Annotated in this window: 31 protein-coding genes and 1 pseudogene; 19 read left to right on the top strand and 13 right to left on the bottom strand. The window is 71.8% G+C overall.

All coding sequences use genetic code 11. From position 1 onward, the window contains the following. Positions 1-239: 239 nt before the first annotated feature. The 3 genes from mshD to AB0B98_RS19360 all read right to left on the bottom strand — a co-directional run bounded on the left by mshD (position 240) and on the right by AB0B98_RS19360 (position 2,977). Entirely contained in the window at positions 240-1,166 is a 927-nt protein-coding gene (mshD, locus tag AB0B98_RS19350) for a mycothiol synthase (RefSeq protein WP_357364250.1), read from the bottom strand. Positions 1,167-1,224: 58 nt separating this feature from the next. Continuing rightward, the gene (locus tag AB0B98_RS19355) at positions 1,225-2,100 is read right to left on the bottom strand and encodes a polysaccharide deacetylase family protein (protein ID WP_357364251.1); all 876 of its coding nucleotides are present in this window, start codon (positions 2,098-2,100) and stop codon (positions 1,225-1,227) included. Between the two features lie 157 nt (positions 2,101-2,257). Continuing rightward, complete coding sequence (locus AB0B98_RS19360) at positions 2,258-2,977, bottom strand: response regulator transcription factor (protein WP_238667165.1); 720 nt, start codon at positions 2,975-2,977, stop codon at positions 2,258-2,260. A 241-nt stretch (positions 2,978-3,218) separates the two neighbouring features. Between AB0B98_RS19360 and AB0B98_RS19365 the strand changes: the two genes are divergently transcribed. The 7 genes from AB0B98_RS19365 (at position 3,219) to AB0B98_RS19395 (ending at position 8,311) form a co-directional block, all read left to right on the top strand. Continuing rightward, on the top strand, positions 3,219-4,277 hold the full coding sequence (locus AB0B98_RS19365) for a hypothetical protein (protein ID WP_357364253.1): 1,059 nt from the start codon (positions 3,219-3,221) through the stop codon (positions 4,275-4,277). A 104-nt stretch (positions 4,278-4,381) separates the two neighbouring features. Then, entirely contained in the window at positions 4,382-5,170 is a 789-nt protein-coding gene (locus AB0B98_RS19370) for a DUF2993 domain-containing protein (RefSeq protein ID WP_238666989.1), read from the top strand. 105 nt (positions 5,171-5,275) lie between these two features. After that, positions 5,276-5,353, top strand: a complete 78-nt coding sequence (locus AB0B98_RS19375) for an Ms5788A family Cys-rich leader peptide (RefSeq protein ID WP_310503780.1) — start codon at positions 5,276-5,278, stop codon at positions 5,351-5,353. Between the two features lie 205 nt (positions 5,354-5,558). Further along, positions 5,559-6,407 (top strand): sulfurtransferase, encoded by an 849-nt coding sequence (locus tag AB0B98_RS19380; RefSeq protein WP_357364255.1) that lies wholly within the window; start codon positions 5,559-5,561, stop codon positions 6,405-6,407. Between the two features lie 2 nt (positions 6,408-6,409). Then, positions 6,410-6,730, top strand: a complete 321-nt coding sequence (locus AB0B98_RS19385; protein WP_091402852.1) for a DUF1416 domain-containing protein — start codon at positions 6,410-6,412, stop codon at positions 6,728-6,730. 187 nt (positions 6,731-6,917) lie between these two features. Then, positions 6,918-7,376, top strand: coding sequence for a winged helix-turn-helix domain-containing protein (locus AB0B98_RS19390; RefSeq protein ID WP_357364468.1), 459 nt, complete (start codon positions 6,918-6,920; stop codon positions 7,374-7,376). 71 nt (positions 7,377-7,447) lie between these two features. Then, positions 7,448-8,311 (top strand): hypothetical protein, encoded by an 864-nt coding sequence (locus AB0B98_RS19395; RefSeq protein WP_357364257.1) that lies wholly within the window; start codon positions 7,448-7,450, stop codon positions 8,309-8,311. A 19-nt stretch (positions 8,312-8,330) separates the two neighbouring features. On the opposite strand, the gene AB0B98_RS19400 is transcribed toward AB0B98_RS19395, so the two are convergent. From AB0B98_RS19400 to AB0B98_RS19410, 3 genes are all read right to left on the bottom strand, one after another. After that, the gene (locus AB0B98_RS19400) at positions 8,331-10,385 is read right to left on the bottom strand and encodes a glycogen debranching N-terminal domain-containing protein (protein WP_357364259.1); all 2,055 of its coding nucleotides are present in this window, start codon (positions 10,383-10,385) and stop codon (positions 8,331-8,333) included. Continuing rightward, positions 10,382-10,762, bottom strand: coding sequence for an SCP2 sterol-binding domain-containing protein (locus AB0B98_RS19405; RefSeq protein ID WP_357279827.1), 381 nt, complete (start codon positions 10,760-10,762; stop codon positions 10,382-10,384). The genes AB0B98_RS19400 and AB0B98_RS19405 overlap by 4 nt, the downstream gene beginning before the upstream one ends. 79 nt (positions 10,763-10,841) lie before the next feature. Continuing rightward, on the bottom strand, positions 10,842-11,216 hold the full coding sequence (locus tag AB0B98_RS19410) for a DsrE family protein (RefSeq protein ID WP_238666984.1): 375 nt from the start codon (positions 11,214-11,216) through the stop codon (positions 10,842-10,844). A 12-nt stretch (positions 11,217-11,228) separates the two neighbouring features. Between AB0B98_RS19410 and mtfM the strand changes: the two genes are divergently transcribed. Together mtfM and AB0B98_RS19420 are read left to right on the top strand one after the other, a co-directional pair. Then, on the top strand, positions 11,229-11,333 hold the full coding sequence (gene mtfM / locus AB0B98_RS19415) for a small membrane protein MtfM (protein ID WP_030327764.1): 105 nt from the start codon (positions 11,229-11,231) through the stop codon (positions 11,331-11,333). Beyond that, on the top strand, positions 11,330-11,920 hold the full coding sequence (locus AB0B98_RS19420) for an FABP family protein (protein WP_357364261.1): 591 nt from the start codon (positions 11,330-11,332) through the stop codon (positions 11,918-11,920). The genes mtfM and AB0B98_RS19420 overlap by 4 nt, the downstream gene beginning before the upstream one ends. Before the next feature lie 3 nt (positions 11,921-11,923). Here AB0B98_RS19420 and AB0B98_RS19425 read toward each other — a convergent pair whose 3' ends face one another. After that, a complete protein-coding gene (locus tag AB0B98_RS19425) occupies positions 11,924-12,805 on the bottom strand; it encodes an aminotransferase class IV (RefSeq protein ID WP_357364263.1) in 882 nt (293 codons plus the stop codon). 69 nt (positions 12,806-12,874) lie between these two features. Here AB0B98_RS19425 and AB0B98_RS19430 point away from each other — a divergent pair, with 69 nt between their 5' ends. The 4 genes from AB0B98_RS19430 (at position 12,875) to AB0B98_RS19445 (ending at position 16,317) form a co-directional block, all read left to right on the top strand. Next, positions 12,875-13,303 (top strand): Fur family transcriptional regulator, encoded by a 429-nt coding sequence (locus tag AB0B98_RS19430; protein ID WP_238666982.1) that lies wholly within the window; start codon positions 12,875-12,877, stop codon positions 13,301-13,303. Then, entirely contained in the window at positions 13,300-14,412 is a 1,113-nt protein-coding gene (locus AB0B98_RS19435; protein ID WP_357364265.1) for a folate-binding protein, read from the top strand. Before AB0B98_RS19430 ends, AB0B98_RS19435 begins: the two co-directional genes overlap by 4 nt. 23 nt (positions 14,413-14,435) lie before the next feature. Beyond that, complete coding sequence (locus AB0B98_RS19440) at positions 14,436-15,263, top strand: 3-keto-5-aminohexanoate cleavage protein (protein WP_357364267.1); 828 nt, start codon at positions 14,436-14,438, stop codon at positions 15,261-15,263. A 94-nt stretch (positions 15,264-15,357) separates the two neighbouring features. After that, positions 15,358-16,317 (top strand): asparaginase, encoded by a 960-nt coding sequence (locus tag AB0B98_RS19445; RefSeq protein WP_238666980.1) that lies wholly within the window; start codon positions 15,358-15,360, stop codon positions 16,315-16,317. Positions 16,318-16,335: 18 nt separating this feature from the next. On the opposite strand, the gene AB0B98_RS19450 is transcribed toward AB0B98_RS19445, so the two are convergent. After that, the gene (locus AB0B98_RS19450; protein WP_357364269.1) at positions 16,336-17,133 is read right to left on the bottom strand and encodes an alpha/beta hydrolase; all 798 of its coding nucleotides are present in this window, start codon (positions 17,131-17,133) and stop codon (positions 16,336-16,338) included. 112 nt (positions 17,134-17,245) lie between these two features. Between AB0B98_RS19450 and AB0B98_RS19455 the strand changes: the two are divergent. The 6 genes and pseudogenes from AB0B98_RS19455 to AB0B98_RS19480 all read left to right on the top strand — a co-directional run. Further along, positions 17,246-17,740, top strand: a pseudogene (locus AB0B98_RS19455) (helix-turn-helix transcriptional regulator); the annotation flags it as partial. Between the two features lie 113 nt (positions 17,741-17,853). Further along, positions 17,854-18,483 (top strand): hypothetical protein, encoded by a 630-nt coding sequence (locus AB0B98_RS19460; RefSeq protein WP_357364270.1) that lies wholly within the window; start codon positions 17,854-17,856, stop codon positions 18,481-18,483. A gap of 71 nt (positions 18,484-18,554) precedes the next feature. Continuing rightward, positions 18,555-18,869 carry a DUF2516 family protein gene (locus AB0B98_RS19465; RefSeq protein WP_238666976.1) on the top strand — a complete coding sequence of 105 codons (315 nt, stop codon included), beginning with the start codon at positions 18,555-18,557 and terminating at the stop codon, positions 18,867-18,869. Continuing rightward, on the top strand, positions 18,866-19,753 hold the full coding sequence (locus AB0B98_RS19470) for an alpha/beta hydrolase (RefSeq protein WP_357364272.1): 888 nt from the start codon (positions 18,866-18,868) through the stop codon (positions 19,751-19,753). The genes AB0B98_RS19465 and AB0B98_RS19470 overlap by 4 nt, the downstream gene beginning before the upstream one ends. Positions 19,754-19,764: 11 nt before the next feature. Next, positions 19,765-20,502, top strand: a complete 738-nt coding sequence (locus AB0B98_RS19475) for an alanyl-tRNA editing protein (RefSeq protein ID WP_238666974.1) — start codon at positions 19,765-19,767, stop codon at positions 20,500-20,502. A gap of 55 nt (positions 20,503-20,557) precedes the next feature. Continuing rightward, a complete protein-coding gene (locus AB0B98_RS19480; RefSeq protein ID WP_238666973.1) occupies positions 20,558-21,472 on the top strand; it encodes an SDR family oxidoreductase in 915 nt (304 codons plus the stop codon). Here AB0B98_RS19480 and AB0B98_RS19485 read toward each other — a convergent pair. The 5 genes from AB0B98_RS19485 to AB0B98_RS19505 are packed head-to-tail and all read right to left on the bottom strand — an operon-like array spanning position 21,463 to position 26,028. Continuing rightward, on the bottom strand, positions 21,463-22,431 hold the full coding sequence (locus AB0B98_RS19485; protein WP_357364275.1) for a WYL domain-containing protein: 969 nt from the start codon (positions 22,429-22,431) through the stop codon (positions 21,463-21,465). The genes AB0B98_RS19480 and AB0B98_RS19485 overlap by 10 nt on opposite strands. Positions 22,432-22,454: 23 nt before the next feature. Beyond that, the gene (locus AB0B98_RS19490; protein WP_357364277.1) at positions 22,455-23,096 is read right to left on the bottom strand and encodes a response regulator transcription factor; all 642 of its coding nucleotides are present in this window, start codon (positions 23,094-23,096) and stop codon (positions 22,455-22,457) included. After that, a complete protein-coding gene (locus AB0B98_RS19495) occupies positions 23,093-24,361 on the bottom strand; it encodes a sensor histidine kinase (protein ID WP_357364278.1) in 1,269 nt (422 codons plus the stop codon). Before AB0B98_RS19495 ends, AB0B98_RS19490 begins: the two co-directional genes overlap by 4 nt. Before the next feature lie 11 nt (positions 24,362-24,372). After that, a complete protein-coding gene (locus tag AB0B98_RS19500; protein ID WP_357364280.1) occupies positions 24,373-25,107 on the bottom strand; it encodes an ABC transporter permease in 735 nt (244 codons plus the stop codon). A gap of 12 nt (positions 25,108-25,119) precedes the next feature. Beyond that, the gene (locus tag AB0B98_RS19505) at positions 25,120-26,028 is read right to left on the bottom strand and encodes an ABC transporter ATP-binding protein (RefSeq protein WP_357364283.1); all 909 of its coding nucleotides are present in this window, start codon (positions 26,026-26,028) and stop codon (positions 25,120-25,122) included. Positions 26,029-26,194: the final 166 nt, after the last annotated feature.

Raw genomic sequence — 26,194 nt, forward strand, 5'->3', positions numbered from 1 at the left:
GACCGGCACTGACCGGCTGACACGAAAGTTAGAAGTGCCAGGTAGCCGGTTCGCCGGTCGCAAGTGAACGCAAGGTGAACACGTACGGCCCCTGAGGTGACCGCTTGCCGAGGGTGAGTTGTCCGTTAAATGAACCCGGGTACACCTGTCGGAAGTATGGGTATATTTCCGGTTCGGCGTTATCCCGCCGATGCTCGGCCGTTACCCACCGGTGACGCGGTCGGGGCGACGGCCGCAGCTCAGCCCAGGTGGTAGTTGATGTGCGCGGACCAGCGGGCGAAGCCCAGCCGCTCGTAGAGCGCGACGGCCCCGGTGTTCGAGTCGTCCACGAAGAGCATCACCCGGTCGAGGCCACGCTTGTCCCGCAGGTGTGCCAACCCGGCGGTGGTCAGGGCCCGGCCGAGACCGCCACCGTGCGCGGTCGGCTCCACCCCCAGGACGTACACCTCGCCGATCCGGGCCGACCCCGGCCGCTCGTGCACCTTGGTCCAGTGGAAGCCGAGCAGCCGGCCGGTTGCGGTCTCCTCGGCGAGCAGGAAACCGGCCGGGTCGAACCACGGCTCGGCGAGGCGGACCCGCAGGTCGTCCGACGTCCACCGGCCCTGTTCGGGGTGCTCGGCGAAGGCCCGTGCGTTGAGGGCCAACCAGGCCGCGTCGTCAGCCCCGGGCCGGAACGCGCGCAGCGCCACACCCTCGGGCAGGCGCGGCTCACCCAGCGGGGCGGCCAACGGCCGGCGCAACTGCCAGAGCACCCGGGAGCGGGTGAAGCCGAGGTCGACGGCGAGCGCGGCGGCCGAGGGGTGGTCGCCGTGCGCCCACGCCCGCAGCGGCCCGGTGGCCGAGGCGAGTACGCCCCGGGCGAGCGCCCGCCCGGTGCCCCGCCGCCGGTACGCGGGGTGCACCACGAGCTCCACCCCGATCCCACCGACCGGGTCACTGGTGTCCAGGTGTGCGTACCCGGTGAGAGTGCCGTCGTCGGCGCGGGCGATCAGATGTACGGCGGGGGCGTCGGGATCGCGCAGCCGCAGCAGGACGTGTTCGTCGAGCGGGTCCGCTCCGTCCGTGTCACCTGCGGCGCTGGCGAGGGCGAGTACGTCGGCGATCTCCGCCGGCGCCAGTTGGTCGCTCCGGGTCACCTGGTCGCTGGTCGGCTCCGCGCTGCTCATCCCGCCACCGTATCCGTTGCCTGTGGTTACGCCCGGAGCGTCGCCGTAAAGCCGCGGCTCACGTCGGGTCGGTGGGGAGTGCCTCCAGCTCGAACCGGGCCGTCAGGTCGGGCAGGATCCGGCGCAGCGCCTCCATCGTGCCCTGCCGGTCCCCACCGGCGTCGTGCAGCAGCACCACCGAGCCCGGTTCGGCCTGGCTCAGCACCGTCGCGGTGATCTTGCTGGCGCCGGGTAGCTCCCAGTCCGACGGATCCACCGACCAGTGCAGCGGGGTCATGCCGAGCTGCCGCGCCACCGACACCACCGGGTACGTCCAGGCTCCGCCCGGCTGGCGGTACCAGACGATCGGCGCGTTCGGCACCGCCGCCCGGATCGCCGCGTTGGTGCGCAGGAGGTCGGAGCGGATGGCGTCGGCCGACCGGGCGCCCAGGCCGACGTCGTGGTGCCAGGAGTGGTTGCACAGGGTGTGCCCGGCGTCCACGATCGACTGGACCAGGTCGGGGTGGTTCTGCGCGTTCTCGCCGACCACGCAGAACGTGGCGCGCACGTCGTATTCGCGCAGGAGGGCGAGGACCTGCGGCGTGTAGCGCGGGTCCGGCCCGTCGTCGAAGGTCAGCGCGAGCCGCGGGGTGCCGGTGGTGGCGTGCGCGCCGAACAGGTTGTCGTCTCCGGCGTCCCGTCCGGACCCGTCCTGGCCGGTCTCGGCTGGGCCGGTCTCGGTCGCGCTTGCGCTGGCGCTCGGGGCTCCGTTCGGCTCGCCAACGCTGGGTTGGTCGGCGTAGTGCGGTCCGTCGGCGCTCGTTGTGACACTGGTGGAGTGCCGAGGCGTCTGGTCGGGGACGAGGCTGCGGCCCAGCACGTACGCGGAGCCGAGCAGCCCTGCCACCACAAGCGTCACGATCCCCGCCGCCCTCGCGGTCGAGTTGCCCCGCATCACGACTTCCGCCTGGCTTGCCGGTCACGCCGGCCCGTCGCCCCCGTGTTCAGTGCGCGCACCGTCGCCCCTTTCTCCGACAAACCCGGCAGTCAGAATAGAGCTGCCAAGCCGCGCAAAAAGGGCATATGGGAAATCGCCCGGAGTGGTCTCCGGATCAGACAGACACTGGCGTGTGCTCAGCCTCGGGGAGCGACCGCGACGGCGGAACGACGAACTTGTAGCCGACCTGGCGGACGGTGCCGATCATCGACTCGTACTCCGAGCCGAGCTTGGCGCGCAGTCGCCGGACGTGCACGTCCACGGTGCGGGTGCCGCCGAAGTAGTCGTAGCCCCAGACCTCGCGCAGGAGCTGGTCCCGGGTGAACACCCGGCCCGGGTGCTGGGCCAGGAACTTCAGCAGCTCGAACTCCTTGTAGGTGAGGTCGAGCGGACGGCCCTTCAGCTTGGCCGCGTAGGTGTCCGGGTCGATGGTCAACTCGCCGGCCCGGATCGAGCCACCCGCGCCAGCTGTCGCGTTGCTGAGCCGGCCCACCGCCAGCCGCAGCCGTGCCTCGACCTCGGCAGGGCCGGCCGAGGCGAGGATGACATCGTCGACGCCCCAGTCGGCGTTGAGTGCGATCAGGCCGGCCTCGGTCACCACCGCGACCAACGGCACGCCGAGCCCGGTGGCGTGCAACATCCGGCAGGTCGCCCGGGCCTCGCTCAACTCCGATCGGGCATCCACCATCACCGCGTCCGGGCTGGGGCCCGCGACCAGGGTGCGAACATCACGCGGCGCGGTGCGGACCGAGTGCGGCAGCAGGTCGAGCGCCGGCAGCACAGCCGACGGTTCTCCTGCGCGCGCGGTCACCAGCAGCAGGATCTCCACGATCACCTCCGTCCCGGCGGCGCGAGGCCGCACGCGACCAGTCGCACTCATCAAGGAGTGCGCTGAGAAATTGCGTGGTCCCGGCGTCGCTGACGGGCGGGTAACGCGTTGAGCCTAACCGATCGCCTCGGCCGCGCCGTCAGGCCATTTCCTGTTTGTCTAGCTTGCCCCTGATCGTGGCGCGGATTTTAACGTCGCTGAAACCCGTGACCACCGCGTCGGGCCGCCGGTCTGGCACGATCGGGTCGTGTTTCCCTCCACCTCGCCCGAGGCCGGCCGCGAATCGTGGCCCGCTGGGCCCCAACCGGGTCCGGCCGCCGCAGCGACGCGCGGCCAACCGCCCGCGCCGCGTACCGGTCCGGCCACCACCGACGGCGACCGCCGCGAACGGGGTGGGCCGCGCCGGGCCCGTCGCGCCGGCGAGCCGGCCCGCCGATCCGAAGACGAGATCGACGAGCCGGAAGAGGAGGTCATTCCTCCGGTCGCGGTGCACCGTCAACTGGCGCTGACCATCGCCGGCTTCGCCGCGCTGCTCGGTGTCGGCCTGGTGCTCGGCGCGCAGACGTCGGGCCCCGGCCACCGGCTGCCGTTCGCCTTCATCATCTTCGGCGTCCAACTTCTGTTCGTGCTGGCCTGGACGATGGCCATGCGACCGCCCGCGCTGTTGGTGGTCGCCGGTATCAGCGCCGCTGTCGCGGCGTTCGTCGACATCGCCGCGGTGCAGACCGACGTCGCCGGCCTGGCACCGCTGGGCTACCTGGCCGCCGGTGGGTTCCTCGCCGCGGTGCTCGGTCAGCTGGTCCGTCGGGTCGACCGGGTCCGGGTCACCGACTCCCTCGGCTCCACACTGCTCATCGTGGTCGGGGTGGTGGCCTTCGGCACCCTGATCGTGCTCAGCCGGATCCCGGCCGGCACTCAGGCGATCACCGTCTGCCTGACCGCGAGCGGCGTCGCGCTCACCGTCGCCCGGCTCACCGACGCAGTGCTGCCCTGGCCCCGACTCGCACCGCAGGTGCCCCGGGGTGCGGCCGGCGTGGTTGCCGGCGCGATGGTCGGCACGCTGACCAGCGCCCTGCTCGGCAGCTATCTGGTGGCTCCCTTCACGCCGACCCGGGCCGCCGTGATCGGCTTGGTTGCGGCGGTCACCGCCGTCCTCTCCGACCTCGCCGTGGGGTACGCGGAGGCGGGCCGGTTGATGGCCGGCGAACCTCCCACGATGTGGGTGGCCCGGCACATGCAGGGCCCACTCGGCGGCTTCGCCCTGGCGGCGCCCACCGCGTACGCCATGTGCATGCTCTTCCTCTGAGTCACGGTTGAGCGCTGAGCCGGTCGGGTACCTACTGGTGCGCCGCCCTGCGGCGTCGGTACGAACGATCCGTCGCGGCGCGACGGGCGGAGACAGGAGGCGGCGTGGCGCAGGACTATCCGGTGGACCAGGCGCGACCCCGACGGCGTGGCCGCAAGCTGCTCATCGGGCTGTTCGTGCTGCTCCTGCTGCTGGCGGGGCTGCTGGTGGTCGCCGACCGGGTCGCGGTCGGGGTCGCCGAGCGGATGATCGGCGACCGCGTACAACAGGAGATCGCCAAGCAGGGCGCACAGTCCGCCGCACCCGAGGTGGAGGTGGGCGGAACTCCGTTCCTCACCCAGGTGCTGGATGGCCGTTACCAGCGGATCACCATCAACCTGCGGGACGTGCAGGCCTCGGTCGAGGGCGACGCCGTCCGGCTGCCGGTGCTCGATGTGACGGCCCGCGACGTTCGCGCTTCGCTGGACACCCTGCGCACCGGCCAGGGTGACATCGTGGCGGACACCGTCAACGGTGCCGGCACGATCAGCTACGAGAGTCTGGCAGCGCTGCTCAACCGCCCGGGTCTCACCCTCGGCGAGCAGAACGGCAAGCTCACCGTCAAGGCCCCGGCCGACATCCTCGGTCAGAAGCTCACCATCAGCGGCACCGCCGACGTCACAGTCGCCGACAACGGCGCTGTCGCCCTGCGGTTCAACGACCTGGACGCCGCGGGTCTGCCGAACCTCCCGCTCGCTCGTGCCTTCCTGAGCAACTACGCCAAGAGCATCTCCATCGACGTTCCTCTGCCGGAGTTGCCGTTCCAGCTCGCGGTCCGGGAGGTCCGTCCACTGCCGGAAGGGCTGGCGGTCACCGCCGACGCCAAGAACGTGCCGATCAACTCCGCTGGCTGACGCCGGAGGCGCTGTGGGACGCCGAGATCCTCGGCGATCCCGGCGATTCCCGGATGGTGGTCGGCCCAGTGGCAGCACGGTCACTGGCTGGTAGGCTCCCTGGCCATGGGGACCCACCTCACCAAACGGCGCGCGGTCGACCTGTGTCGCGTGGCCACCTGCCTGTGTCGCCCCGTCATCTGACGGCGGGGCTGTCTCCGGCCGCCTGACGGCGGCCACCGGCACAGGGTTCTCGCACCCTCCGGTTATCCCACCGAACGCCCGGCAGCGGCGCCGTCGCACGAACCCGTGATCCGTCCTTCCGCTGGGTCCCGCGCGTGGTGCGACAGTTACACACATCGATTCGCGCGCGTTGGCTCACCATCCATCCTCACCAGGGAGTGATTCGATGAGTCGCGACACCGCACTCGTTTCGGCCGAGTGGGCCGAGAAGAACCTCGACGCCCCGGGCGTCGTCTTCGTCGAGGTCGACGAGGACACCTCGGCCTACGAGACCGGCCACATCGCCGGTGCCATCAAGATTGACTGGAGGACCGACCTCCAGGACCAGGTCCGCCGGGACTTCGTCAACAAGACGCAGTTCGAGGCGCTGCTCTCCGAGCGGGGCATCAGCAACGACGACACCGTCATCCTGTACGGCGGCAACAACAACTGGTTCGCCGCGTACGCCTACTGGTACTTCAAGCTCTACGGCCACCGTGACGTGAAGCTGCTCGACGGCGGCCGCAAGAAGTGGGAACTGGACGCCCGCCCGCTCGTCACCGACGCGGTGTCCCGCCCGGCGACCCAGTACGTCGCGCAGGAGCCGGACACCTCCATCCGGGCCTTCCGCGACGAGGTCGTCGCCGCGATCGGCACCAAGAACCTTGTCGACGTGCGCAGCCCCGACGAGTTCGCCGGTCGCCTCCTCGCCCCCGCCCACCTGCCGCAGGAGCAGGCGCAGCGGGCCGGCCACATCCCCACCGCGATCAGCGTGCCGTGGTCCAAGGCGGCCAACGAGGACGGCACCTTCCGGTCCGACGACGACCTGCGCAGGATCTACGGCGACGCGGGGCTCGACGACGGCAAGGAGACCATCGCGTACTGCCGGATCGGTGAGCGCTCGTCGCACACCTGGTTCGTGCTCCAGGAGCTGCTGGGTCACCGCAACGTCAAGAACTACGACGGCTCCTGGACCGAGTACGGCTCGCTGGTCGGTGTGCCGGTGGCGCTCGGCGACGAACCCGGGGAGGCATGATCATGACTCTTCCCACCGCCGCGGGTTGCGCCGCACCGGACCAGGCCGCGCCGCTGCCGGCCAGCCTGGACCTGGAGAAGGAAACCGTCATCACCGGCATCGTCCGGTCCGCCGAGGCCGAGCCGGTGCCGGGCGCGTACGTCCGGCTGCTCGACTCGACCGGTGAGTTCACCGCCGAGGTGGTCACCTCGGCCGCCGGGCAGTTCCGGTTCTTCGCCGCGCCGGGTTCCTGGACGCTGCGGGCGTTGTCCCGGCACGGCAACGGCGACACCGCTGTCACTGCCGGCCGAGGCGTCAACGAGGTGGCCGTCACCGTCGCCTGACCCACTGCTCTGATCGACCGGGGCCGGTCACCCTCCCGGGGGTGGCTGGCCCCGGTCGTTTCTTCGCAGCGCGCCGGAGCGGGTGCCGAAATCCATCGGCGTGCGTCACTATCTACTGGTGAGTTTCAGGGATGAAAGCGGCGGGTCCGACGAAGCGGTCCCCATCGTCCTCTGCGTGGGCACCGACATGTCGCTGCGGGAGCGGGTGCTGAGCCAACTCGACGGGCACGCCCCGGTGCTCAGCTGTTCCGATCTGACCGAGCTGCGCGAACTGTTGTCGTCGCCGACGGGTCCGGCGCCGGTCAGTCCCACAGTCCTTCCGCTCGCCGGGGCGCGGGGGCTGGTGAAGTGGGGTGAACTGGTCGTCGACCGGGCCGGACACCGGGTCACCTGGCGCGGCGAGGTGCTCCCGCTGACTCCCACCGAGCGGGAGTTGCTCACAGTGCTCATCGGCCCACCGCTGGTGGTGTGGAGCTACGAACGCCTCTGCGCCTCTGCGTTGGGTGGCGCGGAGACCGCAGCGCTGCAATCCACAGTCAGGCGGCTTCGTCGCAGGCTGCGGGGCCTGCCGGGCGGACCGCAGGTGCACACGGTGCGGGGCGTCGGCTACCGGCTCGACCCGCCGCCCCGGCTCAACGACCACTGACCCGCGGTTGCTCCGTCGGGCCGACCGCCTCCGCCGCCGGCCCGGCGGCGGGCACGTGACACCATTGCCGGGTGAGCGGTGCTGTGCAGACGGGTTGGGCCTCTTCGGCCGGCCCCGCCGCGCCGACACCGGCCCGGTCGCGGCGGCGTTGGCTGCTGGCGGTGACAGTGGCCTGGGCGGTGCTGCTGGCCGGGCTCACCTGGATATCGGTGCGGGATGACCCGCCGACCGTGCGTGAACAGCGTTCCCTCGATCAGGCCGGCCCGGTTGTCGACCGGGCGGTCGGCGAGTTGGCTCGCGCGGCCGGTGCGGCAGGTCTGCTGGAACTGAGCCCGGCACGGGTCGCGTCCGGTTGTCGGGTCACCCCGTTCGCCGACGGGGCGAGGTTGCGGCGCGAGGTCGGGGTGCTCGCTGCCGCCGGTGACGAGAAGGCAGTGCTGGCCGGCATCGCCGAGCGGCTGCCGGCGAGCTGGCGGGCCGGGGTCGGGCCCGGGGTGGACGGTCCCGAGCTGCGCGCCGACGCCGGAGAGTTCGTGGCCGTCGAGGGCCGGCCGACAGTCGATGGCCGGGTGCGACTGGTCGTCGACACCGGTTGCCGGCCGGTCGGCGCCGGCTACACGCCGGCTCCGGCCACCGCCGCCGGCCCGGAGACCGCAGCGCTGACCGCCGCACTGAAAGCCCTTGACCGGCCGGGCGACGCCGCGCCGGAGCTGGTCACCGCGCCCTGCCCGGGCGGCGGTCTCGCCCGTACCTCGTGGTCCGCGAACGGTCCCGGCCCGGCGGCCTCGACGGCCGCGCTCGCCCCGCTGGCCGGCAACGCCCCACTGCTTGACCAACCCCCGGTGTACGCGTACCGCAGCGGTGCCGTCACGGTGCTGGCCGAGATCGGCCCGGACGCCACCCGACTGACCGCCACCGTCGGCTGCCCGAGCTGAGCCGGGCCGCCCGCGCGGGTCAGCCGCCGTCCGGCTGGTCCTCCGGGTCACGGCTGCGGCCCAACGCGTCGACCATGCCCCACCGGCCGGGGATGTCCAGCAGCTCGACCCGGCCCATCCCCGGTGGCACCGCCGGATCGATGATCAGGTGTTCGCCCTGCGGCTCCAACCCCAGCATCACCCGCAGCAGCAGCAGCGGGGTGCCTGTCGACCAGGCCTGCGGGCTGCACGCGGTCGGGTACTCCACCGGGTAGTCGGTGAGGTCGCGGGCGTAGCCGGCGAACGCCTCCGGCAGCCGACCCTCGAAGTACCGGGACGCGGCCAGCATGGTGTCGCAGATCAGCCCGGCCTCCTCCCGGAAGCCGTACCGCCACAACCCCCAGGCGATGATCGAGTTGTCGAACGGCCAGACGGTGCCCACGTGGTAGCCGATCGGGTTGTACCGCCCCTCGTCCGAGGCGAGCGTCCGCACCCCCCAGCCGGAGAACAGCCGTGGCCCGAGCAGGTGCTCGACCACCTTGCCGGCCCGGGACTCGTCCACGATGCCGCTCCACAGCAGGTGCCCGATGTTCGAGGTCAGCGCGTCCACCTGCCGGCCGTCGGCGTCCAACGCGAGCGCGTAGTACCCGCGGTCGGCGATCCAGAAGTCTCTGTCGAACCGCCGTTTCAGGTCGGCGGCCTGCCGCTCCAACTCGTCGGCGAACTCCGGATCGTTCCAGAAGGTCCTGGCCAGCCGGGCGGCCCGGATCTTCGCGTCGTACGCGTAGCCCTGCAACTCGCAGGTGGCCCGGGGGAAGCCGGGCAGCTCACCGTCGGCGTACGAGATGGCGTCCCAGGAGTCCTTCCAGCACTGGTTCTGCAGGCCGGTCTCCGGGTTGCGGGTCTGATACCAGAGGTAGCCGGTGCCGAGCAGGTCACCGTAGGTGTCGATCCATTCCAGCGCCCTGCGGACCTGCGACTCCAGCTTGCGGACGAGTGTGGCGTCACCGGTCCACAGCTCGTACTCGTCGATCAGGATGATGAACAGGGGCGTCGAGTCGGCCGACCCGTAGTACGGCGAGTGTGGCTGCTCCTCGAAGCCGGCGGTCTCCCCGTACCGCAACTCGTGCAGGATCTTGCCGGGTTCCTCGTCCCGGAAGTCGTCCACCCGCTGCCCCTGAAGTCCGGCAAGCATCAGGAGGGTCGGCGGGACCAGCTCCGGCAGGAACGGCAGCACCTGCAACGAGGTGATGATGCTGTCCCTGCCGAACAGGGTCATGAACCAGGGGAGCCCTGCGGCGATCAGCCGTACGCCCAGGGCGATCGACTCGTAGCGCAGCGCGGCCAGGTCGTTGAGGCTGCGCCGGTACGCCCCGGCCAGCGGCTCGCAGTCGCAGCCGAGCTTCGGCGCCCTGTCGATCAGCTCCTGCTGCTCGGCCCGGATGGCGTCCGCGCTGCGGCTGCCGCCGTACGGGAGGGTGGCCCGGATGTCCTCGCCCCGGGCCCCGTAGACGACGCTTGACACGTGCAGCGTGGTGGTCCAGCTGTCGTTGCGGGCCACCCGGATCCGGAAGGTCATCCCAGTCTCGTCGACCTGCGCGGGAGCGGTGCTGCTGACCACCATCTCCCGGTGGAACGCCTCCCGTCGGTAGGTCAGCCGCAGCTCGTTCTCGGCGACGGTGACAGTGGTCCGGCCCCGCTTCTGCCGAGAGTTCTTGATCTCGAACAGGTCGGCGAAGTCGGCCCCGACCTCGATCCGGAGGGTGCACTCGACGTCCGCGCCGAGGTGGTTCAGCACTGTCAGCTCCTCCTCGAAGCTGCCCACAATCGCCCGGCTGCGGATCACCGACGCCTTGGCGTCCAGATAGTGCGTGGGCTCGCCGGGGGCGAGGAAGAACTTGGTGCGGTACGACTGGGCATCGTCGACGGAGAGGGCGTGCAGCCGCTGGCCGTCCAGGGTGAGCACCCAGGTGGACAGGAAGCGGGTGTCGAAGGAGAACAGCCCGGTGGGGAAGTCGTAGGACGGTTCGATGTCCCCACGCCGGTCGCTGACCATGAAGGTGTTGCCGTCCAGAATGCTGACGAGGTCCTTCACCGCAGTCGCCCGGCTGCTCGGCGGGCCGTTTCGCGGGGGTCGCGGGTGCCGGGCGGGTCCGGGAAGAACCGGCGGAAGGCGAGGAAGAGCACCACGTTCCCGCTGAACGTGCTCTCGTTGCGCAGCACCGCGGCGACCCCCTGGGCTTCGCCGCTGATCAGCCGGTCGAAGAGGGCGGCGCTGCTGTACCAGATCGCGTCGGCCGGGCCACGCCCCCGGATGACCTGTACCGACCCGGGCCGCATCCGGACCAGCCAGTGTTCGGTGCGGTGGTCCTCGCCGAGGTCGATCTGGAGGGTGCCGTCGGCCAGGCCGCCCAGAACCTCGGCGGCGCGCGACGGCAGTGCCTCGAAGAACCTCTCCGCCGCCTCGGTCACATCCGAATCGTAGGCAGCCGTCCGAGATGTCGGGTCGGTATCGGCACTCCGCTCGGATCGACCCACCGCAGCCGTGCGGTCAGTAGACGAGTGCCTGCGCGCCCTCGGCCATGGCCTCCTCGACGAAGACCGCGGCACCGGCGATCCGGACCCCGGGGAGTACGTCGTCCGGACCGATCTCCCGTCGGGCCGCGCACTGCGTGCAGGCGGTCACCCGGCCGCTGGTCAGGATGACGTGCAACAACTCGGCAAGGGGTGCCGAGTGCGGCAGGTCGAACTGCTGGGCGCGACCGGGCAGCGCGAACCAGGTGGACTCACCGGTCAGCCAGAGCGAGACGTCCACCCCTGCCGCTACCGCCGTCGCGGCGACTGTGAATGCCTGCGCGCACCGCTCCGGGGCGTCCGCCCCTGCGGTGGCCTTGACGACGAGAGTGCGGGCCATGTGACCCAGCATAGGATGGCCGGGATGGTTACCGAGATCGGGTTTGTCAGCCTGCTTGTCGCTGGCCTGGGCGGGCTCGCCGGTGGCCTGGTCTACCTTGCCGTACGCATTTCGAGAGGACGCTGGTGAGCGACGAGAACCCGCTGCAGCCGCCGTGGCTGAACGCGCCGCCGGTCGAGGAGTACCCGTTCGAGGAGAGCCACGACCTGCGGGTCGGGCCGAAGCTGCACCCCGCGCTGGATGCCCTGTTGCCGTACATCGGTCTGTGGCGCGGTCGGGGCAAGGGCGGTTTTCCCACCATCGAGGATTTCGACTACGCGCAGGAGATCCGGATCAGCCATGACGGCCGGCCGTTTCTGCACTACGAGTCGCGTGCCTGGATCCTCGACGAGCAGAGCAAGCCGGTCCGTCCGGCCGGCCGCGAGGTGGGCTGGTGGCGACCGGTGCTGGTGGATGGGCGGGCGACCGACGAGCTGGAGGCGTTGCTGACCACCCCGACCGGGGTGATGGAGCTGCACCTGGGCAAGCGCACCGGCACGCAGCTCGAGTTCGCCACCGACGCGGTGATCCGGACTCCGACCGCCAAGGAGGTCACCGGCGGGCACCGGCTCTTCGGCATCGTCGAGGGTGCGCTGCTCTACGCCCAGGAGATGGCCGCCATGGGGCACGGGCTCAGTCCGCACCTCTCCGCCCGACTCGTCCGGGTCGGCGGCTGACGCTCAGTCGACAGGGAAGCCCAGCAGGGCCTGTAGGGAGGGGGTACGCGGGCAGCGAGCCCGTCGTACCCCGTCCAGCGTGTGCACCTCGGCGGCGCCGCGCAGTGACGAGGTGAACCACACGCCGTCCGCCGCGTGCAGGTCGGCCGGGCTGACCATCCGTTCGGTGGCGCTCAGGCCCAGGTCGTTCGCGTGGGCGAGCAGCCAGGCCGCTGTGGTGCCGGCGAGGATGCCGGTGCTGGTGGCCGGCACCGCGCAGAGCGTGTGGTTGGTGAGCCACACCACATTGGCTGTGGGGCCCTCCAGCGCGTACCCGTCGGAGGAGACCCAGAGCACGTCGTCGACGCCGGCCCGGCGGGCCCAGCGGCGGGCGGCGCTGTTCACCGCGTACGACGTGGACTTGATGCCGGCCGGCAGCCAGGTGAGCCCGCTGCGGGCGGCGGCGGGTAGACCCAGCGGCAGGGTGGCCACACTGATGCCGTCCCGCCGGGCGGCCCGGAAGATCGCCGGCACCGGGGCCAGCGTGGCGTAGATCGTGGGCGGACCGCCGGCCTCCGGGCCGCGGGTGCAGACCAACCTGAGTGCCCCCTCCACAGCCGCTGGCCAGCCTGTCCGCACCTGGTCCAGCAGGTCGATCAGCGCGGTGGTGGGGGGCAGGGGCAGCTCGACGGCGGTGGCCGCCGTGGCCAGGCGGGCCAGGTGTTCGTCGCGCAGCCACGGCTGGCCGTCGCGCAGGTGCATGGTCTCGAAGAGGCCGTCGCCGTGCAGCACGCCGAGGTCGTCACCGCGCAGCACCGGGTCGTCGGGCGGCACCGGGCCACGCCCCAGGACGGCGATCCGCGCGGTCGGGTCGGCCGGGTTCTTCTCGACGGACGACCTCACCATGACCGTCGAGCGTAGCGGTGATCGATCGCCGGGCGGGGAACAGCCTGCTGGCCGAACTATGATCGGACGGTGTCCGAATCCTCCCTCGCGGAAATGCTGCGGTCCCGTGGGCTGCGGCTGACGGCCCAGCGGCAGCTCGTCCTCCAGGCGGTGCTCGATCTGGGCCACGCCACCCCGGAGCAGGTGCACACCGCGGTCCGGGAGGTCGCCGCCGGCGTCAACATCACCACCATCTACCGCACGCTCGAGCTGCTGGAACGGCTCGGTCTGGTCACCCACACGCACCTGTCGCACGGCTCACCGACCTATCACGCCGCCGGTGAACACCAACACGTCCACCTGGTCTGCCGGGAGTGTGGCGCGATCGACGAGATCGATCCGGAGCTGCTCCGCCCTCTCGCCGACCAGTTGGCCGCGCAGCGCGGGTTCCGGGTGGACATCGGGCACGTGTCACTCTTCGGCGTCTGCGTACGCTGCGAGAACGGGGACGAAAAATGATCGACATCGCGGGCGCGGTGGCCGTCGAGAGCATCGACGAGGCCAGCCGTGACCAGCCGGATCCGGCGCACGTCGCGGCCGGGGTGCGAGGGGTGGCCGCGCACTACGGCGACCCGCTGCGCGAGCAGCGCACCCTCGACACCGCTGTCGGTCTGGTCGACCGGTCGCACCGAGGGGTCATCGCGGTGCCCGGGGAAGAGCGGGCCAGTTGGCTGCACACTGTCACCTCGCAGCACCTGAACGCGCTGGCCGCCGGTGAGGGCACCGAGTTGCTGGTGCTGTCGCCGCACGGCCACGTCGAGCAGCACGCCATGGTCGCCGAGGACGGCGAGACCGCCTGGCTCGACACCGAGCCCGGCGCGACCCAGGGCCTGCTGACCTACCTGGAGAAGATGCGGTTCTTCAGCAAGGTCGAACCACGCGACGCGACGGCCGAGCGCGCGCTGTTGTCGCTGGTCGGGCCGGAGGCCATGGAGGCGCTCGGCACGCTCGGCGTGACCGGGCTCGCCGCACCGGACGTGGTCGCGGTGCCGGGTCCGAAGTTCCCGCACGGTGCCGTGCCACCGCGGGCGAGCGCTAGGTACGACGTACGACCGCTGCCGATCGGCGGCTGGGCCCGACGTGGTCCGCTCGGGGTGGACCTGCTGGTGCCCCGCTCGGCGATGGACCAGGTGGTTGCGGAGCTGCGCGGCGCCGGGGTGCCGGTCGCGGGGCTGTGGGCGTACGAGGCGATCCGGGTGGCCGCCCGGCAGCCCCGGGTCGGGGTGGACACCGACCACCGGACCATTCCGGCCGAGGTCGACCTGATCGCCCCGGCGGTGCATCTGGACAAGGGTTGCTACCGGGGGCAGGAGACGGTGGCGCGGGTGCACAACATGGGCCGGCCGCCGCGTCGCCTCGTACTGCTGCATCTGGACGGGGTGACAACCGATCAGCCGCCGGTGGCCGGTACGCCGGTGACGCTCGATGGCCGGGCGGTCGGCTTCGTCGGCACCGCCGTGCTGCACCACGAGCTGGGCCAGGTCGCTCTCGCCGTGCTGAAGCGGAACGTCCCGGACGACGCCGCGTTGCTGATCGGCGAGACCGCGGCGGCGATCGACCCGTCCTGAGCGGGCCGTCTAGGATCGCCGGCATGACGACAGGGACGTTGATCACGGTGGCCCCGACCGGCGCTGAGTCGGCCAAGGCGGAGGTGCCGGCGCTGCCGGTGACCCTCGACGAGTTGCTGCTCACCGCCAAGGAGTGCGAGGCGCTCGGCGCCGCCGTGATCCACGTCCACATCCGCGACGACGAGGCCCGGCCGACGCTCGACCCGGTGCGGCTGGCCGACACCGTGGCGGCGCTGCGGGAGAGCACCGACCTGATCGTGCAGCTCTCCTCCGGTGGCGCGGTGACCGACCCGGAGGCGGCCCGGCTCGCCGTGCTCGACGCCCGTCCGGACATGGCCTCCTGCACCATGGGCACCGTCAACTTCGGCGACGACGTCTTCCTCAACCGTTGGGAGTTCATCGTCGACCTGCACACCCGGATGCAGGAACGCGGGATCGTGCCGGAGTACGAGATCTTCGACCTCGGTCACCTGTCCGCGTTGCAGCGGTTGCTCGCTAAGTACGGGCTGCCGGCCGGCGGGCACGTGCACGTCGACTTCGTGATGGGTGTGCCGGGCGGGATGCCGGGCACCACCGAGACCCTTGTCGCGGCCCACCGGATGCTGCGGGACCTGCCCGAGGGCACCACCTTCTCGGCCACCGGCGTCGGCCGGAGCACCATCGCGGTGCTGCTGGCCTCGCTGTCGACCGGCGGGCACCTGCGGGTCGGCATGGAGGACACCGTGACGTACGCGAAGGGACGCCCGGTGGAGTCCAACATGCAGTTGGTCGCCCGCGCTGTGGGTTTCGCCCAGCTCGCTCAGCGCCCACCGCTGACCACCACCGAGGCCCGCGAACTGCTCGGGCTGTAAGGCCGGGTCTGTCCCGCGCCCCTGTCACCCGGGCGGTGGACCTCCTGGTCACCCCGCCGCCGGGCACCCCCGGACCGTCGGTACCGTCCAGCGCGTGACGAAGACGTACGAGGGCGGCGCGCCGCTCGCCGAGGTGGTCCGGTCCGGGTTCGTGGAGGGTGCGCACCGCGGCTCGGTGGTGGTGCTGGACGCCGCCGGTGTCGCTGTGGCGTCCGCGGGCGACGTGACCTCGCCGATCTTCCCCAGGTCGGCCAGCAAGCCGATGCAGGCGATCGGGATGCTCCGGGCCGGCCTGGCCCTTACCGACCCGGCCGACGTGGCGCTGGTCTCGGCGAGCCACGCCGGCGAGGAATTCCACCTGGCCCGGGTCGGTGCGCTGTTGGAGCGCGCCGGGTTGGACGCGTCGGCGCTGCACTGCCCGCCCGACCTGCCGGTGGGGGCCGCGGCCCGGGAGGCGGTCCTTCGGGCCGGTGGCGGCCCGAGCCGGGTGCAGATGAACTGCTCCGGCAAGCACAGCGGGATGCTGTTGACCTGCGAGGCCGCCGGTTGGTCGCGGGAGGGCTACTGGCGGCCGGAGCACCCGCTTCAGCAGCGGCTGCGGGCCGCCATCGAGGAGTTCACCGGCGAGCAGGCGGCGGCGGTGGGGGTCGACGGTTGCGGCGCCCCGGTCCTCGCGGTGTCGCTGGCCGGTCTGGCCGGGGCGTACCTGCGGCTGGTCGACGCCGAGCCCGGCTCGGTGCCGCGCACGGTGGCCGACGCGATGCGGGCGCACCCGGAGATCGTGGGTGGCACCCAGGCCGACGACACCCGTCTGATGCGCGGTGTCCCGGGGCTGCTGGCCAAGGTCGGTGCCGAGGGTGTGATCGCCGTGGCGCTGCCGGGCGTCGGCGCCGTCGCACTGAAGATCGACGACGGCGCCGACCGGGCCCGGATGCCGGTGCTGGTCTCCGCGCTGCGCCGGCTCGGCGTGGACGCTCCGGTGTTGACCGAGTACGCCGAGGCACCGCTCTTCGGTGGCGGGGTCCCGGTCGGGGCGGTTCGCCCGCTCTGGTGAGACCAGCGGCGGTGGTGGCTAGCCCAGGAAGTCGAGCAGCGCGGCGTTGACCGGCTCCGGACGCTCCAGCGGGAGCAGGTGCGCGGCGTCCGGCACGTCCGGCAGTCGTACCGCGCCGGGGACCTCGGCGGCGATCCGGTCGGCGAGCCGACTGATGTCCGGCACGTCCGCGGCGCCGGCGGTGACCAGGACGGGGATCTTCAGCTCACCGAGACGACCGATCGCCGGTGGCGTCAGCTCTCCCACCTCGACCGCGCCGAGCGCCAGCTCCGCGGCGAGGGCACGCTGGTCCATCTCCTGCGCGAACGCGAGCAGCTCGGTGTCGACGTCCTCCGGCTGGCGTCGCGGGCCGACCACCCAGAACCGCACCTCACCGGCCGCGCCGGCGACGAAGTCGTCCGGGTCGACCTCGCCGACCAGGTCGTCCCAGAGGTCGTTCGCCTCGTCGGACCACTCGTTGCCGGAGACCGCCGTGTCGAACAGCGCGAGCGCGCTCACCCGGTCGGGGTGGGCCAGCGCGGTGTCGATGGCGACCGCCCCGCCGAAGGAGCAGCCGACCAGGGCGGCCCGGGGCAGGTCGAGCGCGTCCAGCAGCCCGGCCACGTCGTCGTGGTGCGTGAACGGGGTCGGCGGGAGCTCCGAGTCGCCGTAGCCACGCAGGTCCGGGACGATCACCCGGTGCCGGGCGGCGAGCGCTGCCACCTGCCCGCGCCACATCCGCCGGTCGGCGATTCCGGCGTGCAGCAGGACGACTGGCGAACCGGTGCCGGCCTCGTCGTACGCGATGCTTGCTCCATTGACTGTGATCTTGTGCACGGACGGACCGTACGGAGCGGCCGGGCGGCGCGCAAACGGGATCCTGAGACCTTGCTAACTATGGTTAGCGTTTTGCTTGCAAGAGCTAGCGCTGGCGGTTAGCGTCGCTGCCATGGCCACACCCAAGGACCTTCCCGACGTCGGCGGGTTCATCCGCGATCTGCGGCGTAACGCCAAGATCTCGCTTCGGCAGCTCGCCGAGCAGGCGGGGGTCAGCAACCCGTACCTCAGCCAGATCGAGCGCGGCCTGCGCAAGCCCAGCGCCGAGGTGCTCCAGCAACTGGCGAGCGCGCTGCGGGTCTCCACGCCGGCGATGTACCTGCGCGCCGGTCTGCTCGATGACAAGGAAGGCCACGGGGTGCTCGCCGCCATCGCCGTGGACGCCGACCTGACGATGGCGCAGAAGCAGTCGCTCAGTCAGATCTACGAGACGTTCCGCCGGGAGAACACCCGGCTGGCCGAGGCCCAGGCCGGAGCCGAGACGGCGCAGGCCGACCAGCCCGCCAGCCAGCCCGCGGACCTGGCCGCCAGTCAGCCCGCCAGTCAGGCCGCGGACCTGGCAAATGTGGCAGCGACCGGCCCCACCACCGTCGGCGGCACCCCGACCGAGGCCGTGCTCGAGTCGGTCGCCGTCACCGAGGCGGGCACCGCCCCCGCCCCGGGCAGCACCAGCATCCCCCAGAAGAAGAAGGCCGCCGAGGCGGCCGAAGAGGAGACGTCATGAGCGAGCCGAAGACCAACCGCATCCCCGCCCCGATCTACGCCGCAGCCGGTGCCGGTGAGCTGGCCATCGAGCAGCTGCGCAAGCTGCCGGCCGTGGTCGGTGTCCTCAGCACCCGGGTCGTCGCCGACCTGGGTGGCCGGGCCGTGCTGACCGGCTTCGAGCTGAAGCAGAAGGCCACCGAGACGCTGCGCACCGCCAACGAGACCGCCGACCTGGCGAAGCTGCGTGAGGTGGCCGACATCGACAAGCTGCGCGCCGCCGCGACCCGCAACGCCGCCCTGGTGGTCGCGGGCGCCCAGGTCGCCCAGGAGCGCGCGTTCGCCGCGTACGGCGCGCTGGTCGCCCGGGGCGAGCGGGTCGTCGGTGCCGGTGTGCTGGAGGCCGCCGACACGGTCAACGCCGACATCGAGGCCACCGAGTCCGTGACGCCGGCCGCCCCCGCCGCCGCCGCCACCGCTGCGGCCCCCGTCGCCGCGCCGACCCCGGCCGACGTGGCCGAGATCGCCGAGGCCAAGCCGGCCGCGATCAAGAAGGTCGCCCGCGCGCCGAAGGCCGCCAAGCCGGCCGAGACCCCGTCGGCGAAGCTCCCCCGGGCCACCAAGCGGACCCGTCCGGCAGCCGAGTAGCTCGTCGGGTCGACGACCCCGGCGGCGTCCTTGTCGGACGTAGCCGGGGTCGTGGACATAAACTGGCCGACATGGCCAACGCCGCGCCGATCTTCGCCTTTGCCGTCCGTGACGTGATCGAGCTGATCCTGCTCGTCTTCGCGCTGATCGTTCAGGGCGTCGCCCTGGTGCACGCCGTCACGCAGCGCTCCGACGCCTTCCCCGCCATCGGCACGCTCCCCAAGGGCGGCTGGATCGCCATCCTGGCGGTGTGCCTCGCGCTCACCCTGCTCGGGTTCGGTCCGATCAGCCTCTTCGGACTCGTCGGCATCGCCGCCGGTCTGATCTACCTGCTCGACGTCCGGGTCGGTCTGCGCGACCTGAGTGACGGCAAAGGGTTCTGGTGAGAGGTTTTCGCTGGCCACCCCCACCCGACAGCGGGCCCCGCACCTGGGGGCCCGGGCCGGGTGGGCCGCGTACCGGCCGGCCGGCACTGCCGGAGCCGGAGACCGAGCTGGTCACCACCCCGCACGGCGTCCGGCTGGAGCGGCTGGTCACCGGCACCGGTGATCCGGCCACCGTGTTCGCGCACGGGCTGGGCAACGGCATCGCCACCACCCGCCCCTTCGGCAGTGGGGTGAACGGCCGCAAGGTGTTCTTCCAGTTCCGCGGGCACGGCCGTTCCGAAGCCCCGGACGGGCCGTGGGACTACCTGGACCTGGCCCGGGACCTACGGGCGATCGCCGACCTCGGCGGCGCCAGCCGGGCGTTCGGCGCGAGCCTCGGCGCGGGTGCCCTCTGCCGGCTCCTCGTGGAGAGCCCGGAGCGTTTCGACAAGCTGGTCTTCTTCCTGCCGGCGGTCCTCGACGAGCCACGCGGGCCGCTCGCCCGGGAGCGCATCACCGACCTGCTGGAGGCGGTGGAGAGCGGGGACGCCTCGGCGGTCGCCGACATCGTCACGCTGGAGTTGCCCCCGGCGGTGCGCAACACCCCGGCCGGCTGGGCCTACCTGCGGCAACGGCTCGACCAGCTGCTCCGCGACGGTCTGGCCGACGGTCTGGCCACGCTCACCGACCAGACTCCGCTGCGCCAGATCGGTGACCTGACGGCGGTCACCGCGCCGGCGCTGGTGATCGGTTGCGCGGGCGACGACCTGCACCCGGTCGACGTCGCCGAGCGGCTCGCCGTCGCGCTGCCACAGGCCACCCTGCACGTGTACGACCGGCCCGGCGTGCTCTGGTCGGAACGCGCCGATCTGCGGGACCGCATCTCCGGCTTCCTGAACGAGTAACCTGCCCAGTCATGGGCGTCACACAGCACGGCCGGACGCACCGGCTTGACCTTGCCGACCCGACACTGCGCGAATGGACCTGCACGGTCCTGCACTCCGATGCGGAGCAGGGCATCGTGCTCGACCGTTCGGCGTTCTACCCGGGCGGCGGTGGTCAACCACCCGACCACGGCGTGCTGCTCTGGCAGGGCGTGCAGACCCGGATCGTCGGCACCCGCAAGGGCGACGACCCCTACCTGATTCCCGCCGAGGGTGACCCGCTGCCGCCGGTCGGCACCGCTGTCGTCGGTGCGTTGGAAGACGAGCGCCGCACCCGCCTGATGCGTACCCACTCCGGGCTGCACGTGCTCTGCGGTGTAGTGTTCCGCGACTTCGGCGCGCTGGTGACCGGAAACTCGATGGAACCGGGCGAGGCCCGGATGGATTTCAACCTCCCCGAGGTGCCCCCGGACTTCAAGAGCCGCATCGAGGAGTTGGTGAACGCCGAGGTGGCCGCCGACCGATCGGTCGCCACCCGGGTGCTGCCGCGCACCGAGGCGCTGGCTCTGCCGGACATCATCCGTACCCAGTCCAACCTCATCCCGCCGGATGAGCAGGAGGTCCGGATCGTCGACATCGTCGGTCTGGACGTGCAGGCCGACGGTGGCACCCACGTCGCCTCCACCGCCCAGATCGGCAAGGTCCAGGTGGTCAAGGTGGAGAGCAAGGGCCGCGCCAACCGCCGGGTCCGGGTCCGACTGGTCGACTAGATCGAGTCCCGAATTCGGACGTCGGTTGTCAGGTATTCCTGACAACGTCGCAGGCATGACACAACCGCTCACAGGAAAGATCGCGCTCGTCGCCGGTGCCACCCGTGGTGCCGGACGGCAGATCGCCGTTCAGCTCGGCGCGGCCGGTGCCACTGTCTACGCCACCGGTCGCAGCTCCCGGGCCGGCCGCTCCGAGATGGACCGACCGGAGACCATCGAGGAGACCGCCGAGCTGGTCAGCGCGGCCGGCGGCACCGGCATCGCCGTTCAGGTCGACCACCTGGTGCCCGAGCAGGTCCGCGACCTGGTCGCCCGGATCGACGCCGAGCAGGGGCAACTCGACGTGCTGGTGAACGACATCTGGGGCGGCGACCCACTGGTCACCTGGGACAAGCCGGTCTGGGAGCAGCCGCTCGACGCAGGTTTCCGTACGCTGCGACTGGCTGTCGACACGCACATCATCACCAGCCACTTCGCGCTGCCGCTGCTGATCCGCAAGCCCGGCGGCCTGGTGGTGGAGATGGGCGACGGCACCAAGGCGTACAACGACGAGAACTACCGGCTGTCGGTCTTCTACGACCTGGCCAAGGTCTCGGTCAACCGGCTCGCCTTCAGTCAGGCGCACGAGCTGAAGCCGCACGGCTGCACGGCCGTGGCGCTCACTCCCGGCTGGATCCGCTCCGAGGCGATGCTGGAGCACTTCGGCGTGACCGAGGAGAACTGGCGCGACGGCGCCGCCACCGACCCGAACTTCCTCATCTCGGAGACCCCGGCCTTCGTCGGCCGGGCGGTGGCCGCGCTCGCCGCCGACGAGGAGAAGGCCCGCTGGAGCGGCAGATCCGTCGACGCCGGCACGCTGTCCAAGGTGTACGGCTTCACCGACCTCGACGGCAGCCAACCCGAGGGTTTCCGCTACATCACCGAGGTGGTCGACGCGGGCAAGCCGGCGGACGTGACCGGCTACCGGTAGAGCGCGGCGAGCCGGTCGGCGCTCTCCGCGAACAACCGCCGCAGCTCTGGTGGGTCGATGACCTCCACCTCGGGGCCGAGCCCCAGCAGTTGGCGGTACGCCACCGGGACCGACTCGACGGACAGCCGGGTCACCACCCAGCCCTGCCCGTCGGGTGGGCCGGCGGCGGCGACCAGTTCGTCGTACACGAAGGGGGCATCGACCAGGTGCCGGAGCTGGCGCAGGCCGGCGGGGCTCAGCCGGACGACGACCTCGGCCCGCAGCATGGTCCGCAGGAACGACCCGGCCTGCTCGCGCCAGTGCCCGGCCAGGTCGAAGCCCTCGTCGCGGTCGAAGTGCTCGTCGCCCACCTCGACCCCGGTGACCCGGTCCACCCGGTAGGTGCGCACGTTCTCGCCGACCCGGCCGACCAGATACCAGACCCCGCTCTTGAGGACCAGGCCGTACGGCTGGACGGGGCGGGTCACCTCCCGGTCGCCGCGTCGGTAGCGCAGCTCCACCACAAGGTCTCCCCAGACCGCCCGCGCCAGGTCGGGCAGCCAGAGCGGTGGCGCTGTCTCCCGGAACCAGCCCGGCACGTCCAGGTGGAACCGCTGCCCGGTGCGGGCCGGCGCGTCGCGTAGGGCGGGTGGCAGCGCGGCGAGCACCTTCAGCTCGGCCGACGCGACAGCGTCGGCGAGTCCCATCTCGCCGGCCGGCCCGGGCAGCCCGGCGAGGAAGAGCGCCTCCGCCTCGTCCCGGGTCAGCCCGGTCAACCGGGTGCGGTACCCACCGAGCAGGCGGTAACCGCCGGCCCGCCCCCGGTCGGCGTAGACCGGCACGCCCGCCGCGGAGAGCGCCAGGACGTCCCGGTAGACGGTCCGCTCGGACACCTCCAGCTCCCGCGCCAGCTCGCTCGCGGTCATCGACCCGCGCGACTGCAACAGCAACAGCAACGAGATCAGTCGGGACGCGCGCATCCGCCCATCCTGCCCGGTGCCGCTCACCGCCCGCCGGGCGTCAGCAACCCCCTGTCGTACGCGGTGGCCACCGCGGCAGCCCGGTCGTTGACCCCGAGCTTGGCGTACAGGTGCAGCAGGTGCGTCTTGACGGTGGCCTCACTGATGAACAGGCGGGCCGCCGCCTCCCGGTTGGAGGCACCCCGGGCCACCAGGGTGAGCACTTCCAGCTCCCGTTGACTGAGCGGCTCCTCGGCGGGAGCGCGCAGCCGGCCCATCAGCCGGCCGGCGACGCTCGGCGCGAGCACCGACTCGCCCCGGGCCGCGGCCCGGACCGCCCGGACCAGATCCTCCCGAGGGGTGTCCTTGAGCAGGTAACCTGTCGCGCCGGCCTCGATCGCCGGCAGCACGTCGGCGTCCGTGTCGTAGGTGGTGAGCACCAGCACCCGGGCGGCGCTGCCGGCGCGGGCCAGCCTGCCGATGGCTGTCACCCCGTCCATTCCGGGCATCCGGAGGTCCATCAGCACCACGTCCGGCCGCAGCGTCGCTACCAGGACCAACGCCTCCGACCCGTCCGCTGCCTCGCCCACCACCTCGAAATCGCTGTCGCCGGTGAACATCCCCCGCAGGCCGTCCCGCACGACCGGGTGGTCGTCGACGATCAGCAGCCGTATCGGGGCGGTCAACAGGCACCTCCGGGTAGCGCCGGGACGGACGCCGAGATGGCGGTGCCGCCGCCCGGCTCGGACTCGACTGCCAACTCGCCGCCGACCCGGGTGACCCGCTGCCGCATGGCGGTCAGCCCGTACCCGCCGCCCGGCTCGCGGGAGGCCGGCCGGTCGGTGATGTCGAAGCCGGCCCCGTCGTCGCGCACATCGAGCGTGACCACGTCCGCCATGTACGACAGGGTCAGCCCGACCCGCGACGCGGCGGCGTGCCGGGCCACGTTGGCCAGCGCTTCCTGAGCGGCCCGGAGCAGGGTCACCTCGACCTCAGGGTGCAGCGGGCGGGGCGTGCCGGTGGTGGCCACGTCGGCTCGTACCCCGTTGAGGGCCGACCAGCGCCCACCCAACTCCACCAGGGCATCGGGTAGCCGGGCCGTCTCCAACGGTTCCGGACGGACCGCCTGTACCGAGCGGCGGGCCTCGGTGAGGCTCTCCCGGGCCAGTGCGAGCGCGTTGTCCACGTGCCGGCGCCAGTCTGCGGACCGGTCGCGGGTCTGCTCGGCCGCCTCCAACTGGGTGATGATGCCGGTCAGCCCCTGGGCCAGGGTGTCGTGGATCTCCCGTGCCATCCGTTGCCGCTCGTCGAGCACGCCGGCCTCCCGGGCCTGCGTGAGCAGTTGGGCGTGCAGCCCGGCGTTCTCACTGACCGTCTCGGTGAGCTGGCGGTTGGTCTCGCCGAGTTCCGCCACCAACCGTTTGCGTTTGGCGTCCTCCTGTTCGGCGACCATCGCGAACCAGCTCACCGAGCCGGCCACCACCAGGTTGAACAGCACCAGCACCAGCCAGAGCGGCCAGTGCGACATCACCACCGACAGACCACCGCCCTGCGACGTGGCGACGAGGGTGGCCGTGGTGACCACGCCGGCGACCCGCCAGCGCCCGGGCAGCACCGGAAAGGCGTGGATGTAGCCGATCCAGGCGAAGAAGCCGTACCACGGGCTGGCGGCCACCAGTGCGGCGGCGAACGTGAGCAGGCCGGCGTAGTAGATCGCCATCAGCGTGCGCCGGCTATGCCAGCCGGGGTGCACTGTGACGAACCAGGCGACCCAGCATCCGGCCGCCACGGCGATGGCGAGGGTGGGCAGTGTGTCGAGATGATCGGGTGCCGGGGCGACCAGGGCCAGCAGGGTGCCCAGGGTCAGCCCGCCGAAGGGGAACACCCGATAGAGGCTCGCCTCGCGCTCCCGCCAACTGGCCAGACGGTCGTGCCCACCGTCGCAGGTCATCGCATCTCCGCTCACTCCCAGCGGAACAGTTTCGCCGCGCCGGCGCCGGCCGCCACGGCGATGACCGCCATTATCCCCAGATGCAGCGGCTGCGGCGGGGTGCCGGTCCAGGCGTCGAGGAGCGCCTGCACCCCGGGCGGCGTGTAGTCGCCGATCCGCGCCACAAAGTCCGGGAGCAGGAACCGGGGCAGGTAGACCCCGCCGAAGAACATGATGACCAGGAAGAGCGGCACGGCCAGGGCCTGTGCCGCCTTCGTCGTCCGGGCCACAGCGGCGACCAGCAGGCCGAGCGACAGCAGGGCGGCCGTGCCGAGGATGAACGCCAGCGTGAAGCCGAGCGGGTGCCGGGGGAAGGGCACACCGAACGCGAGCCGGGCGACGACGATGAGCAGCAGCGCGCTGGCCAGGATCCCGGCCAGGGCCAGCACCAGTTGGGCGGCGAGCAGAGCGGCCGGGTGCGCCGGGGTGGTCGCCAGCCGACGCAGCACGCCGCGTTCCCGGTAGGTGGCCAGCACGGCGGGCAGGATGTTCACCCCGACCATGGCGAGGGTGACCACCAGCAGCGACGGGGCGAAGTAGCTGACGAAGGTCTGCCCGTCGAAGGTCGGATCCGGCTTGCGCAGCGAGGGGACCAACCCGAGCACCACCAGGATCAGTGTGGGCAGCCCGATCGTGGTGAGAAGCGTCGGCAGGTCCCGCAGGTAGAGGCGCGCCTCGGTTCTCAGGATGTTGCGGAAGGCGTGCATGCTGGCTTCCCCTCAGTTGGCGGGCCGGTGCCCGGTCAGCTCGACGAAGGCATCGTCGAGGGTGGACTGCTCCAGCCGCAGGTCCGCGGCGACGATCTGGTGGCGGGCGAGCACCGAGGTGACGGCGTGCAGCAACTCACCGGTGCCGGTCACCACCACCTGGCTGCCGGTGCGCTGCACGGCGGACACCTCGGGCAGATCGGCGAGGAGTCGGTCGTCGATCGGAGTCGAGGGCCGGAACCGGATCCGCTGCTCCGGAGCCACCGCCGACACCAGGCCCGCCGGGCTGTCCAGGGCGACCACCCGACCCCTGTCGATCACCGCGACCCGGTCGCAGAGCCGCTCGGCCTCCTCCATGAAGTGGGTGACCAGCACGATCGTCACCCCGCTGTCGCGGACCTGTTCGATGAGGCCCCAGGTGTCCCGGCGGGCCTGCGGGTCCAGCCCGGTGGTCAGCTCGTCGAGGATCGCGATCTCCGGGTTGCCCACCAGTGCCAGCGCGATGGAGAGTCGCTGCTTCTGACCGCCGGAGAGCTTCTTGTACGCGGTGTTCCGTTTGTCGCCGAGGCCCAGCTTGTCGATCAACTCGGCCGGGTCGGCCGGGTTGCGGTAGAACGAGGCGTACAACTCCAGTGCCTCGGCCACCCGCAACCGGTCCGGCAGTTGGCTCTCCTGGAGTTGCACACCGACCCGCTGGCGTAGCTGGGCCGCGTCCCTGCGGGGGTCGAGCCCGAGGACCGACACCCCGCCCCCGTCGGGAACACGCAGCCCGGCGACGCACTCCACTGTGGTGGTCTTGCCGGCGCCGTTCGGGCCGAGGACGCCGAAGATCTCCCCGGCCTCAACGGCGAGCGACACGTCGTCCACCGCCACCAGATCGCCGTACCGCTTCTTCAGGTGGGTCACCTCGATGACCGGCATCGTGCCGCCTTCCGCCGCCGCTGACTTCGTACCCCTCAAGCGTTGTCGGGGTGGCCCGTCGGCGAATCGACCGGTCAGCGACGAACCCTGGCGTCCCCGGTGGATCACCGCTGTCCGTCAACCGGTTGATGTGTACGTGGTGAGTCGCTGCTAGCGCTCCGCCCGG

Origin of the sequence: Micromonospora sp. NPDC048947, assembly GCF_040649495.1 — a bacterium.
In the GTDB taxonomy this organism is placed as follows: domain Bacteria; phylum Actinomycetota; class Actinomycetes; order Mycobacteriales; family Micromonosporaceae; genus Micromonospora; species Micromonospora alfalfae.

Excerpts from the sequence above, each read along its gene's own strand:
- AB0B98_RS19375 (WP_310503780.1), top strand. The coding sequence starts at position 5,276 with ATGGGGACCCACCTCACCAAACGGCGCGCGGTCGACCTGTGTCGCGTG.
- AB0B98_RS19480 (WP_238666973.1), top strand. The coding sequence starts at position 20,558 with ATGACACAACCGCTCACAGGAAAGATCGCGCTCGTCGCCGGTGCCACC.
- AB0B98_RS19465 (WP_238666976.1), top strand. The coding sequence starts at position 18,555 with ATGGCCAACGCCGCGCCGATCTTCGCCTTTGCCGTCCGTGACGTGATC.
- AB0B98_RS19380 (WP_357364255.1), top strand. The coding sequence starts at position 5,559 with ATGAGTCGCGACACCGCACTCGTTTCGGCCGAGTGGGCCGAGAAGAAC.
- AB0B98_RS19500 (WP_357364280.1), bottom strand. The coding sequence starts at position 25,107 with ATGCACGCCTTCCGCAACATCCTGAGAACCGAGGCGCGCCTCTACCTG.
- mtfM (WP_030327764.1), top strand. The coding sequence starts at position 11,229 with ATGGTTACCGAGATCGGGTTTGTCAGCCTGCTTGTCGCTGGCCTGGGC.
- AB0B98_RS19475 (WP_238666974.1), top strand. The coding sequence starts at position 19,765 with ATGGGCGTCACACAGCACGGCCGGACGCACCGGCTTGACCTTGCCGAC.
- AB0B98_RS19440 (WP_357364267.1), top strand. The coding sequence starts at position 14,436 with ATGACGACAGGGACGTTGATCACGGTGGCCCCGACCGGCGCTGAGTCG.
- mshD (WP_357364250.1), bottom strand. The coding sequence starts at position 1,166 with ATGAGCAGCGCGGAGCCGACCAGCGACCAGGTGACCCGGAGCGACCAA.
- AB0B98_RS19425 (WP_357364263.1), bottom strand. The coding sequence starts at position 12,805 with ATGGTGAGGTCGTCCGTCGAGAAGAACCCGGCCGACCCGACCGCGCGG.
- AB0B98_RS19390 (WP_357364468.1), top strand. The coding sequence starts at position 6,918 with ATGTCGCTGCGGGAGCGGGTGCTGAGCCAACTCGACGGGCACGCCCCG.
- AB0B98_RS19385 (WP_091402852.1), top strand. The coding sequence starts at position 6,410 with ATGACTCTTCCCACCGCCGCGGGTTGCGCCGCACCGGACCAGGCCGCG.
- AB0B98_RS19495 (WP_357364278.1), bottom strand. The coding sequence starts at position 24,361 with ATGACCTGCGACGGTGGGCACGACCGTCTGGCCAGTTGGCGGGAGCGC.
- AB0B98_RS19485 (WP_357364275.1), bottom strand. The coding sequence starts at position 22,431 with ATGCGCGCGTCCCGACTGATCTCGTTGCTGTTGCTGTTGCAGTCGCGC.
- AB0B98_RS19435 (WP_357364265.1), top strand. The coding sequence starts at position 13,300 with ATGATCGACATCGCGGGCGCGGTGGCCGTCGAGAGCATCGACGAGGCC.
- AB0B98_RS19355 (WP_357364251.1), bottom strand. The coding sequence starts at position 2,100 with ATGCGGGGCAACTCGACCGCGAGGGCGGCGGGGATCGTGACGCTTGTG.
- AB0B98_RS19460 (WP_357364270.1), top strand. The coding sequence starts at position 17,854 with ATGAGCGAGCCGAAGACCAACCGCATCCCCGCCCCGATCTACGCCGCA.
- AB0B98_RS19410 (WP_238666984.1), bottom strand. The coding sequence starts at position 11,216 with ATGCTGGGTCACATGGCCCGCACTCTCGTCGTCAAGGCCACCGCAGGG.
- AB0B98_RS19505 (WP_357364283.1), bottom strand. The coding sequence starts at position 26,028 with ATGCCGGTCATCGAGGTGACCCACCTGAAGAAGCGGTACGGCGATCTG.